At 36.3% G+C, this 12,698-nt stretch carries 6 protein-coding genes; 3 read left to right on the top strand and 3 right to left on the bottom strand.

The features are described 5' to 3' along the window. Nucleotides 1-2 precede the first annotated feature (2 nt). The 3 genes from NJT12_RS06005 to NJT12_RS05995 all read right to left on the bottom strand — a co-directional run bounded on the left by NJT12_RS06005 (nucleotide 3) and on the right by NJT12_RS05995 (nucleotide 6,499). Nucleotides 3-1,202: an exo-beta-N-acetylmuramidase NamZ family protein gene (locus NJT12_RS06005; protein ID WP_271334979.1), complete on the bottom strand. Its 1,200-nt coding sequence runs from the start codon at nucleotides 1,200-1,202 to the stop codon at nucleotides 3-5. Between the two features lie 254 nt (nucleotides 1,203-1,456). Then, entirely contained in the window at nucleotides 1,457-3,187 is a 1,731-nt protein-coding gene (locus NJT12_RS06000) for a RagB/SusD family nutrient uptake outer membrane protein (RefSeq protein WP_271334978.1), read from the bottom strand. Nucleotides 3,188-3,211: 24 nt separating this feature from the next. After that, nucleotides 3,212-6,499, bottom strand: coding sequence for a SusC/RagA family TonB-linked outer membrane protein (locus NJT12_RS05995; RefSeq protein WP_271334977.1), 3,288 nt, complete (start codon nucleotides 6,497-6,499; stop codon nucleotides 3,212-3,214). A gap of 248 nt (nucleotides 6,500-6,747) precedes the next feature. Between NJT12_RS05995 and NJT12_RS05990 the strand changes: the two genes are divergently transcribed. The 3 genes from NJT12_RS05990 (at nucleotide 6,748) to NJT12_RS05980 (ending at nucleotide 12,683) form a co-directional block, all read left to right on the top strand. Further along, nucleotides 6,748-7,497, top strand: a complete 750-nt coding sequence (locus NJT12_RS05990; protein WP_271334976.1) for a DeoR/GlpR family DNA-binding transcription regulator — start codon at nucleotides 6,748-6,750, stop codon at nucleotides 7,495-7,497. A 133-nt stretch (nucleotides 7,498-7,630) separates the two neighbouring features. Further along, the gene (gene nagB / locus NJT12_RS05985) at nucleotides 7,631-9,556 is read left to right on the top strand and encodes a glucosamine-6-phosphate deaminase (RefSeq protein WP_271334975.1); all 1,926 of its coding nucleotides are present in this window, start codon (nucleotides 7,631-7,633) and stop codon (nucleotides 9,554-9,556) included. 211 nt (nucleotides 9,557-9,767) lie between these two features. Beyond that, entirely contained in the window at nucleotides 9,768-12,683 is a 2,916-nt protein-coding gene (locus NJT12_RS05980) for an FAD-binding and (Fe-S)-binding domain-containing protein (protein ID WP_271334974.1), read from the top strand. The last annotated feature ends 15 nt before the right edge of the window (nucleotides 12,684-12,698 follow it).

Below are 12,698 nucleotides of genomic sequence, written 5' to 3'. Positions count from 1 at the left end.
TTTTAATAGAGTAGATATTTTGTGCGCATTTTTTTGAAGGCTTCTAAATCCTTCTGCCAGCTCTGTCTTATTTTATCTTCAGAGATTCCGCTTTCAATTTGTTCCTGCAGTTTTTTAGTTCCTGCGAGTTTGGTAAAAAACGGATTGAAGAATTTTGTTTTGTCACTGGTATTCTGATAAGCTTTTATAAGCCATTTTAATTCTAATTGATTGAGTTTAGGATAAGCGGTCAAATCCTCGCCAAAACATTCTTTGCCATTATAAAGCGGATCTTTGGCACCAAAATTAGGTTTGGGAGTAAAACTAAAATTAGTTTTTGCTAAATAAGGCGAACCATAAATTTGAAATTGCTTCTCCGTTCCTCGTCCCATGCTTACATTCGTTCCTTCAAAAAGGCACAAACTGGCGTATAAATTTATCGATTGGTCATTAGGTAAATTAGGAGATGGTTTTGCCAGTAAACTATAATCCATTGTTCTTTTATAATCAACACAAGGAATAACGGTTAGCTTGCATTGTACTGCATTTTTAAGCCATTTTTGTCCATTGATCATTTGTGCATATTCACCAATTGTCATTCCGTGAAGCAACGGGATTGGATGCATGCCAACAAAACTGGTATATTCTTTTTCTAGAAGCGGTCCGTCTACAATACGGCCATTAGGATTTGGCCTGTCGAAAATAATAAGCGGAACCCCGTTTTCTGCACAGGCTTCCATAACATAATGCAAGGAAGAAATGTAAGTATAGAATCGTGCACCAACATCCTGCAGATCAAAAATCATGACATCAATCCCTGCTAATTGTGCTGGTTTTGGTTTTTTATTATCTCCATAAAGAGAGATAATTGGTAATCCTGTTTTTTGATCTTTTCCGTCAACTACATGTTCGCCAGCATCTGCAGTTCCTCTAAATCCGTGTTCCGGGGCAAAAATAGTCTGTACTGCAATTTTTTTCTCCAGTAAAAAATCTACCACATGAGTTTTGTCCGTCAGAATTCCGGTTTGATTCGTTACGATCCCTACTTTTTTATTTTTTAAAAGCGGTAAGTATTTTTCGTAATTATCAGCTCCGGTTTTTATAACAGGGTTTGTAATTTCCTGACTGTTATTTTTTACGAGAGTTGAAGTGGAGTTTGAATAAGATGCAGTGTAAAATAAAGAGCTGGCAATAAAAACACTTTTTGTTATAAATTTTATCATTTTAAAGTACTGTTAATAGTTAGAAGGCAAAAATTGACTAAATAAAATTAAAGTATTATTTGATTACTATTGCTATTTTTTGATTGTTGATGTAAAGTATGGAATATTTGATCTGGGTTTTTCAGACCGGAAGTTTTTATTTTGTCACGTTTTCTTGTCTGCCTTTTTAGAATAAGTAAAAAAGAATATTTTAAAAGACTACCTCCGGATTTTTGATGTCCGGAGATAGTTTTATAGTAATTAAATTTTAGGGATTACCAGCCTGGGTTTTGTTTTAATGCTACGCCCTGAGCTTTATACAAATCAATATCATTTGTAGGGATATTCATTAAATAATGTTTTGCCTCAAAGGCTCTGGTGCTTGTTGGATAAATTTTTACATATCCGTTAGCGTCTACCTGCGTTTGTGTTCCAACAGGAGTTCCAATTCTGGCACCAAGATTTACATCCGGATTTTTAGAAGTATCTAAATAATCTCCTTTTTTCCAACGGTAAATATCGGCTTGTCTTAAAGTCGTCCAGCTCATAAATTCGATCTGACGCTCACGACGTACTTCCCAGATTAAAGGATTTACAACACCAGAAATTTGTTCTAATGCAGCTGTTCTTCTAGGGTCATTAATTAGTACACCACCCGCAGAAGCATTAGTTCCGTCAGTAGTCAAAGGTGCAATTCCGGCACGGGCACGTACTTTGTTGATCGAGATGTCAAGATCATTATTAGAAGCATTACCTAATTCAGCAGCAGCTTCGGCATAGTTTAGATATACTTCACTTAGTGTAAATAACGGTGCATCAGTATAATTACGTCCTCCGGTTGTAACATCCGGACCTGTTGTTGCAGGATTGTTGTATAATTCGAATACATATCCAGACATAGAAACCAATGCCGCAGTACCAAAAGATTTTCCTTTATAACCGTAGTTAGCAGGATTTACAGTTTTACCAAAACGCGGATCTCTGTTAGCAAAAGTTTTAGTAACATTATCATCGCCGGTATATTGAGCATTTCCTGCTTGTTGAATAGGTAATCCGTTTGTGGTTACATAACTGTCAGCAGCCCATTTTGTAAGCCCGTATTGAATGGTTGAGGTATTGGTATAGTTTTGTAGAGAGTGCATCAATACGTTTGTTAAATAACGTTTTGTAAGGATCACTTCTGTATTACCAAGTAATTCAACAGAATTGTAAAGCGATTTCCAATCAGCATTTAATTTATAAGCCGGATTGTTCATTATCGCTAATGAAGCCACTTTAGCTTTATTAAAATAAGTGCTTCCATCCTGAGCTAAATGATATTTTCTATAGGTTCCTTCATAAAGGCAGGCATTGCTTAAAGCTGCATAAGCCGTGTATTTGTTTACGGTAGCATTTTTGTCATCTGCAACAAGCATTAAGTTTGCAGCTTCTTCTAAATCAGCAATTACTTTATCCATAATTTCTGCTCTTGGCATTGCCGGCGCATAAACTGCAGGATCTCCCTGAATTAAATATTTATCAGTATAAGGAACATCTCCCATTTTTTGCACTAAACGAAAGTATGTATAAGCTCTAAAGAATTTAGCGACTCCAATATAATGGTTCTTTTTTTCTGCAGACATGCTCACAGTTGGTATTTTTTCCAACATCAGATTACAACGGCGAATAAGCGTATAATACTCATTCCAGGAATAAACATTAGTAGTCGCTGCCGTAACAGGCATTTGATAAAAAGTAAATGCTGATAAGTTATCATCTACTTTATAATCACTTCCATGATAATAAAAAGACGAAAGCCCTATTGTTGTACCATTTCCGTAACCATAAAAGGTATCGTAATTAAGCCATGAAAATGTTTTTACATTATCTTCTGATTGCCAGAAGTTATCGTTTGTAAATTTATCTGCAGGATCATCTGTTAGATAATCAGAGCAACTAACTGCGGTCATTGATGCTACAGCAGCAAATAGAAACAGAAATCTTGATTTTATATTTGATTTTTTCATTTTAAAAGTTTTGAATTGTTAGTATTAGAAAGAAAGCTCAACACCAAAAGAGATTGTTTTGGTATACGGATAAGCTCTTCCCCAGAAAACTTCAGTTTCATCAATTTCAGGGTCAACAGGAAGACGTTTGTCTGCCCAGGTCACTAAGTTTTCTCCTGATGCATAAATTCTTACTTTTTCTAAGCGCGCTCTTTTTACTAAATCTTTTGACAGTGAATATCCAAGAGTAACATTTTTTAGACGGAAATAAGACATGTCTAATAAATATCTTGTTGATGTAACAAAGTTGTTTGAACCTGTCGTACCTGCACCAAGTGTATTAGCTTCATTTCCGTAATATGGGTTTGGAAAATAAGCCCCGGTATTTTCCGGTGTCCAGTAATCAGCCTGGCTGGCATACATTTGCTGAGGTGCACGATAGAAAGGTAAAACAGCATCAGAAGCAGCCCAGTAATCACGTTTTCCAACTCCCTGAAAGAAACCTGAAACATCAAATCCGCGGAATTTTCCACCTACTGTTATACCATATTTGTAACGCGGTGTTGTATTACCAATTTTGCTTAAATCCCCATGATCGTCTGCTGTTCCTGCTCCACGGGATATAACACCGTCTCCGTCCTTATCTACATAATGTACATCTCCGGCTCCGTATTTAAAGCTGCCCACCATTGTTTTAGAGTAATCAACACCATTTACTGTTTTACCATTATTAGTAATAACATCGTCAGCCTGAAGAAGTCTGTCACTGGTTAAACCCCAAATCTGACCAATTTCGTAACCATCATAATAAGGATATGTAGTAGGAGTAACTATACCTAATAATTTAGAAGTATTGTTCCATTTTGTAATTACAGATTTATAATCTGACAAAGCCACATCAACAAATACAGAAGCAGTTTCGCTAAGATTTTTATTAAAGTTCAAAGACAGTTCCCATCCTCTTGTTCTCATGTTTCCTGAGTTGGTTTGAGCAGCATTTTGTCCAAATGAACCCGGAAGTGTGATACCAGGAGCCAGCATTCCTTTAGTGTCGCGTTGGTACCAGTCAAACGAAGCACCAAGCATATCAAAAATTCTTACGTCAATACCCACATCTTTTGTGTATACTTTTTCCCAGGTCAAAGAAGGGTCAACGTTAGTTGGTAAACCTGTAGACGGAGGCAATGTAGAACCGCTGTTTACCCATGAAGGATTAGTAGAATTCATGATTGATAAGAAAGCATTGTTTCCTACGTTTTGATTTCCAATTGCACCAATAGAACCACGTATTTTAAGATCGTTCAGCCAGCCACGTGTACTTTCCATGAATTTCTCATTCACAATTTTATATCCTACAGAAGCAGAAGGGAAGAATCCCCATTGTTCGCTTGTAGGGAATTTTGAAGAACCATCATAACGTGCATTCAATTCTAATAAGTAAATCCCATTATAATCATAGTTGATACGACCAAAGAAACCCGCAATCGAATACGTTGTTTCTGTTGGGTTTAGATCTTTATTAGCAGAACCCGATACAAATTGTTCCCCTACAGCAAGATTGAATTCTGGTTTTGATTTGTCTAAAAGCGTGTTTCTTCTTGCATAATTACGGGAGAAATCCTGCCACTCAGAGTTAAAACCTGCTAAAACCTTGAAACTATGTTTGTTTATTTGTTTTTTGTAGTTTCCGTAAATGTTCACCACATTAGTAACTGACTCAGATTTAGATTGTGCTACATAATCGTTTCCGGCTTCCAGCGTTGCAGGTATAGCGGTTTGTATTGTTGTAGCATCATATGGCATGGCAGACCAGCTGTCCCAGGCTAAGAATTTACCACCATTTTGTTTTCTGTCGTATGTATTTGTTACGTTACTTACTTCGGCTATCACATTGAAATTTTTAGTGATATCTGCTGTAAATTTTGCACTTAACCTGTTGTTGCGTTGCACGTTTTCATTTCTTGATGCATTCGATAAATAACCTCCCGCAGTACGGAAATTATATCCTTTATAAGTTCCGAAATTTGGAAAATACTGTCCCCAACGAAGCGCATATCCAAAATAACCTCCATAACTTGTATCATCAGTACCAGAACCACCATAGTAGTTAAACGGCTGGTCATATTTACTGTTGATATTCATTACTTTGAAATCACCCGTAAGCCAGTCAGCCAATTTTGTAGTGAATCCTAAATTGATATTGGTTCTTTGTCTTTGTTCCTGATTCACTCGTAACATGCCATCTTGGTTAGCAAGGGCAAATGAAGCAAAGAAAGAACTTTTTTCTCCCAAGTTACCTTGTGCCGAAAGATTGTGAGTGGTCTGAACAGCATTGCTGGCATACAATTCTTTATTAGCATCCCAAACCCTGTAGAAATAAGGTGTACCATTTTTTATTTCCCAATCTTCACCATATACCATCTCACGGCTCGTACGATTGTTTGCATATTTTTCTTTCCAGTTTTTGATTCCGGCAAGTAAAGTATTGTAGTTTGCACCAAAAAGCTCTGGTACAGCACCATCAGTACGTGTTCCGGCGGCAACTAGTCCCGGAATTTCTTCTGTTGGATCTAAGAAATTTAAAGTAGAAATAGGATTAACAAAAGCCGTATTGGCAGAATAAGAAAATCTCACTTTTCCTTCTCCTGTTTTTCCTCCTTTAGTTGTAATCAATACTACCCCAAAAGCAGCACGCGCACCGTAGATAGAAGCCGAAGCTGCATCTTTAAGAACCGTCATTGTTGCAATATCATTTGGATTAATAAGAGATAAATCCGTTGGAACCCCGTCAACCAATATCAAAGGATCATCAGAACCATTAATAGTTCCGGCTCCACGAATGTTTATTTTAGCCACACGATTGATGTTTCCTGAGTTAAAACTAACATTTACCCCGGGTGTAGTTCCCTGCAAGGCTTTGCTCACATCTGTTAGAGGTCGGCTGCCAATTGTCTTAGCTACATCGATTGAAGCAACAGCACCGGTTAAATTCGTTTTTTTCTGAGAAGAGAAACCTACAATCACAACTTCGTCCAGCTTAGAAGTGCTTTCTAAAAGATCAACGTTGATTTTTTGCTGTGCCTCAATTTTTACGATTTTAGTCTCAAAACCCATATAGCTAAAGCTAAGGCTTTGTCCTGCAGTTGCAGAGAGACTGAAATTTCCGTCAAAATCAGTTGTAGTACCGCTGGTACTTCCTTGAATGAGAACACTAACGCCGGGTAAAGGAAACCCGTCCGCCTTGTTTTTTACTGTTCCGGTAATTGTTTTTGTTTGCCCAAATGTTGTCTGTATGAACAAAACCAACAATGTAATAAGGAATAATTTTTTCATAATTACTTGGTTTTTTTTAATGGTTGTTGCGCAAATATATTTATTTATTGCATATAAATGCAACATTGATAATTTATTTTGAAAAATTAACTAAAATAATGCAAAATAACGCAATTTTAAATATAAAGATTCAATAAGTTAATAAGTATGTGTTAAAGCGTGCAAACTGTTGCATTTGTTGATGGATCTTCCAATTTTGAATTGAATTATTTGATATATTTGTTCTGAATTTTTAATTTCTAAAACAAATGCTTAAAGCCGAAAGACATAAATTTATAATGACTAAACTCCTTGAAGAACAAAAGGTTGTTACAACAGATTTGGCTTTAGCTCTGGATTTATCCGAAGACACAATAAGAAGGGATTTGAACGAATTAGACGATAAAAAGTTACTTGAGAAAGTTTACGGAGGTGCTATACAATTTATCGAAAAATCTGTTGATGTCTTTAATATTAATATAAGTGCTGAAGAGGAGAAGAAGAAAATCGTTAAAAAAGCATTGTCTTTACTGCATGATGGACAGGTTATTATAATGAGTGGAGGAAGTACCAATCTGGTCTTTGCAAAGCTTATTCCTTCGGACTTAAAAGCTACAATTTATACGTATAGTTTGCCAATAGCAATGCAATTGTCCCAGCATCCCAATATCGATTTGATATTTATAGGTGGAAAAATGCAGAAAAAGGCAATGGTTACAATAGGAATGGATGTGATGCAGGTTTTGTCTAAGATTAAAGCTGACATTTGTTTTTTAGGAGCAAGCAGCATCAGTATAAAACAAGGTCTGACAGAGATTGGCTATGAAGTCTCTATTGTTAAAAAGGCAATGATAGAGTCTTCAGACAGGGTAGTCTCTATGTTTTCTTCGAATAAATTAAATACTAAAATGCCTCACAGTGTTTGCGATCTTAGCCAGTTGGATACCATCGTAACCGAATTAGATCCGGAAGATTTAAGTTTGGAAGAGTATAGAAAAGCAGGCGTTTTTGTCTTGTAGTTTAAGGTTTAGGTAGTATTTTCTGCATTATTTTGCTGTTTTTAATTTTATTTTTGTTAAATAGTGCAAAATAATGTATCGACTTCGTTTTTTGTATATATTTGTTAAACTAATTTTAACTAAGAGATATATTATGAAAACCGATACTTCTTTGGCATACGACATACCAGGAAAATTTGAAGAAACGAGATTTGAAAAAAATCATAATGTGATTTTTGAGAGTTCTCTGGAAGCTTCAAAAATTGTCGCTCAGGAAATAGCCGAATTAATACGTTCAAAACAAGCTAATAATGAATCTTGCGTTCTTGGTCTGGCAACAGGTTCTTCGCCAATAAAAGTATATGAAGAACTGGTTCGCATGCATAAAGAAGAGAACCTTAGTTTTAGCAATGTAGTTTCTTTTAATCTGGATGAATATTATCCAATGACCAAGGAGAACCGCCAGAGCTACCATTATTTTATGCATCAATACCTGTTTAATCATATTGATATCAAACCGGAAAATGTAAATATCCCGGATGGAACAGTTGCAAGTGATGAACTGAACCAGTATTGTGTAGATTACGAAATAAAAATAAAAGAAGCTGGCGGACTTGATTTTCAATTATTAGGAATTGGTCGTACCGGTCACGTAGGTTTCAACGAGCCGGGATCCCACATCAATTCAGGAACAAGAATTATAACCTTAGACCATATTACCAGAGTCGATGCGTCATCAGACTTTAATGGGATCGACAACGTTCCTAAAAGAGCGATTACCATGGGCGTGTCAACAATTCTTAGATCTAAAAGAATTGTCCTGATGGCTTGGGGACAAAACAAAGCCGATATCATCAAAAGAACCATTCAGGGTGATATATCTTCAGAAGTTCCGGCTACTTTTTTACAAAATCATGCTAATGCGACCTTTGTATTAGACCAGTTTTCTGCCTCTGCATTAACCCGATTCGAAACGCCCTGGCTGGTTGGCGAATGTACGTGGACACAAGAATTAAAAAGTAAAGCAATCGTTTGGCTTTGCAAAGAAACCAAACAATCCATATTAAAATTAACTGACAGAGATTACAATAATAATGGTATGTCAGACCTTTTAGCGCAGGAAGGTTCTGCTTATGATTTGAATATTAATATGTTCAACATATTGCAGCATACTATTACAGGATGGCCGGGTGGAAAACCCAATACAGATGATTCTCATCGTCCGGAAAGAGCCAATCCTGCAAAAAAACGAGTGATTCTTTTTAGCCCGCATCCTGATGATGATGTGATTTCTATGGGAGGAACTTTTTCGAAATTAATTAAACAAGGTCATGATGTGCATGTTGTATATCAAACCTCTGGAAATATAGCCGTTACAGATGACGAAGCATTAAAATTTGCTGAGGTTGCAAACGATTTTGTAGGCGAAACTAATACTGAAATAGACTTTAAGTCAATAATTGAGTTTTTGAATAATAAATCCGAAAATCAAATTGATTCTCTGGAAGTTCGAAAATTAAAAGGATTGATTCGTAGAAGAGAATCGTATGCGGCAACAAGATACATTGGTTTAAAAGATGTCAATACACACTTTTTAGATCTTCCGTTTTATGAAACTGGACAAGTAAAAAAGAATCCATTAGGACCTGAAGATATTGCAATTGTAAAAGATATTATTGCCAAAATAAAACCACATCAGGTTTTTGCAGCAGGAGATCTTGCAGATCCGCACGGAACTCATGAAGTTTGTCTGAACGCGATTTTTGCAGCAATGAAAGAATTGAAACCTGAAAAATACATGGACGATTGCTGGTTGTGGTTGTACCGTGGCGCATGGCACGAATGGGACATTCACGAAATAGATATGGCCGTTCCGCTTTCACCATCAGAAGTATTATTAAAACGTCACGCCATTTTGTATCATCAATCTCAAAAAGACCGCGTAATGTTTCAGGGCAATGACTCAAGAGAATTTTGGGTTAGAGCCGAAGACCGAAATAAAAACACAGCAATCTTATACGATGATTTAGGATTGGCAGAATACGAAGCGATCGAAGCGTTTAAACGTTTTGATTATTAGTAAGTAAATTTTTTTAAACACATAGAAACATAGATTAACATAAAATCTAAAAGTTGATCTAAGAAAATTATAATTTTTACACATAGTACACTATGTGTATTCAAATTTAGTGAAACGCCTTTTAATAAGTTTTGTGAGCTATGTTTCTATGTGTTAAAATTTTTGCATTCAAAATATTAGGATTACCAACCAAAGCAATACAACCAATTACATGTCCAGCCTTCTCCAATTACAGCAACTATCCGATTCACTGGAAGGAACACTTTTTTATGACGAGCTTCATAAAAAAATATATGCTACAGACGCTTCTGCTTACAGAATTATGCCTGAAGCAGTTGCAATTCCAAAATCAGAAGAAGATATTGTCAAGATTATTCGTTTTGCAGAAAAAAACAAGATTTCGATAACTCCCAGAACGGCAGGAACTTCCTTGGCGGGTCAAACGGTAGGAAACGGAATAATCGTAGACGTTTCTAAGCATTTTACCAAGATTGTTGCTTTCGATGCTGAAAAGAAAACGATCACAGTACAGCCCGGAGTAATTCGTGATGAACTGAATTTGTATTTAAAACCATACGGTTTATTTTTTAGTCCAACTACTTCGACCACAAGCCGATGCATGATTGGCGGAATGGTGGGCAATAATTCATCCGGAACAACCTCTATACGTTATGGTGTTACGCGTGATAAAATTGTCGAGATAAAAGCGGTTCTAAGCGATGGAAGTATTGCGGTTTTTAAAGACCTCTCTTCGGAGGAATTTATAGAAAAAACAAAAGGAGATTCACTCGAAAGTAAAATCTACAAAACCATTTACGAGGAACTTTCGAATAAAGAAAATCAGGACGAGATTCTAAAGGAATTTCCAAAGCCTGAAATTCACAGAAGAAATACAGGTTATGCAATTGATGCATTATTAAAATCAGAACTGTTTTCAGGAACAGAAAACACGATCAATTTAGGGAAATTACTTTGCGGAAGCGAAGGAACCCTGGCATTTACAACAGAAATTACCTTGAAAGTAGATGATTTACCGCCAACAAACAATATTATGGTTGTGGCGCATTTTCATACTATTCACGAAAGTTTAGAAGCAGTAGTTACAGCAATGAAACATCATTTGTATACCTGTGAAATGATGGATGATACGATTTTAGATTGTACCAAAACGAATAGGGAACAATCTAAAAACAGATTTTTTATTGTGGGAGAACCAAAAGCGGTAATTATGCTTGAAGTAGGTTCTTATATCAGTATGGAAGATGCCGAATTACAAGCTGATGCTTTAATAAAAGATCTTGAAGATAATAATTTTGGATATGCTTTGCCTAAAATTTACGGAACTGATATTGATAAAGTCAATGAGGTTCGAAAAGCAGGTTTAGGACTTTTAGGAAGTATCGTTGGCGATGATAAGGCTGCCGATTCGATCGAAGATACAGCGGTTGAACTAAGCGATTTACCTAATTATATTGCTGATTTTGCCGCCATGATGGAAAGGCATGGACAAAGTGCCATTTATTATGCACATGCCGGAGCCGGAGAATTGCACTTACGTCCGGTTATTAATTTAAAAACAAAAGAAGGACTACACCAGTTTAGAAATATCTCAACCGAAGTCGCTCACTTGGTAAAAAGATACAAAGGTTCGCTAAGCGGTGAACATGGCGACGGAATTTTACGAGGAGAGTTTTTACCTTTTATGATTGGTGATAAAAATTATGAGCTGCTGAAACGAATAAAAAAAGCATTTGATCCCCATACTATTTTAAATGTGGGGAAAATTGTAAATGCTTCTAAAATGGATGAAAATCTTCGTTTTGAAGCAGGCAGGGAAGAACCTGTTATTAGAACTATTCAGGATTTCTCAGATAGTATGGGCATCTTGCGTGCCGCCGAAAAATGCAACGGTTCCGGTGATTGCAGGAAACCGCCATCAGCAGGAGGAACGTTATGTCCGAGTTACCGTGCCACCCGAAACGAAAAAGATACTACTCGTGCCAGAGCAAATGCATTAAGAGAATATCTGACAAATTCTGAGAAAGATAATAAGTTCGACCACGAAGAATTATATAAGGTATTTGAGCTGTGTGTGAGCTGTAAAGCCTGTGCAAGCGAATGCCCGAGTAATGTAGATGTTGCTTCTTTGAAATCAGAGTTTTTATACCAATACCAAAAAGCAAACGGATTTTCTATTCGTAATAAAATATTTGCTTTCAATTCGAAACTGAATGAATTGGGAAGTATCGCTCCCGCAATGACAAATTTTGTAGCCAATTTGCCGTTGGTCAAAAAAAGTATGGGAATCGCTCCTAAAAGACAAGTACCTTTATTAGCACCAACGACTTTTAGAAAATGGTACGAAAAAAACAAAAAGTCAGCAGGAAGTAACTCTTTTGAAAACGGAAAAGTCTATCTTTTTTGTGATGAATTCACCAATTATTATGATGTTAATGTTGGAATAGACGCTTATGAATTATTGACCAAGCTAGGTTATGAAGTTCTTGTAATACAGCATGAAGAAAGCGGAAGAGCTTTTATTTCAAAAGGATTTCTGGAAGAAGCAAAAGAAATCGCCAATAAAAACATAGCCATTTTTAAAGATATAATTTCAGAAGGTACGCCATTAATCGGAATTGAACCATCGGCGATATTAACTTTTAGAGACGAATACATCCGATTGGCAAACGACAAGGAAGCTGCCGAAAAATTATATAAAGATGTATTTACGATAGAAGAATTCTTTAAAAGAGAAATTACAAAAGAAAAAATTCATTCCGGACAATTTTCGGAGGAACAGAAAACAATAAAAATTCACGGACATTGTCATCAAAAATCACTGAGTACTATTGAAGCTTCTTTTGCAATGCTTAATCTGCCCAAAAACAGTTCAGTGACCATTTATAATTCCGGTTGTTGTGGTATGGCGGGTTCATTTGGTTACGAAAAAGAGCATTATGAAATCAGTATGCAAATGGGCGAGGATACTTTGTTTCCAAAAATCCGTACAACTGAACCTACTACAGCAATTGCTGCCGCAGGAACCAGTTGCCGCCACCAGATTTTTGACGGAACAAATAGAAAAGCAATGCATCCGGTGACCATTTTAAGAAATTGTCTGAGATAATTTTTTAAATTTTAA

The sequence above is a fragment of the Flavobacterium azizsancarii genome, from assembly GCF_027980145.1.
GTDB classification, from domain to species: Bacteria; Bacteroidota; Bacteroidia; order Flavobacteriales; family Flavobacteriaceae; genus Flavobacterium; species Flavobacterium azizsancarii.
The sequence above is the reverse complement of the archived record's forward strand: the minus strand, read 5'-3'. Positions and strand labels throughout refer to the sequence as shown.

Bases quoted from the DNA above. Each gene is read 5' to 3' on its own strand.
- NJT12_RS06005 (WP_271334979.1), bottom strand. From the start codon at position 1,202: ATGATAAAATTTATAACAAAAAGTGTTTTTATTGCCAGCTCTTTATTT.
- NJT12_RS06000 (WP_271334978.1), bottom strand. From the start codon at position 3,187: ATGAAAAAATCAAATATAAAATCAAGATTTCTGTTTCTATTTGCTGCT.
- NJT12_RS05995 (WP_271334977.1), bottom strand. From the start codon at position 6,499: ATGAAAAAATTATTCCTTATTACATTGTTGGTTTTGTTCATACAGACA.
- NJT12_RS05990 (WP_271334976.1), top strand. From the start codon at position 6,748: ATGCTTAAAGCCGAAAGACATAAATTTATAATGACTAAACTCCTTGAA.
- nagB (WP_271334975.1), top strand. From the start codon at position 7,631: ATGAAAACCGATACTTCTTTGGCATACGACATACCAGGAAAATTTGAA.
- NJT12_RS05980 (WP_271334974.1), top strand. From the start codon at position 9,768: ATGTCCAGCCTTCTCCAATTACAGCAACTATCCGATTCACTGGAAGGA.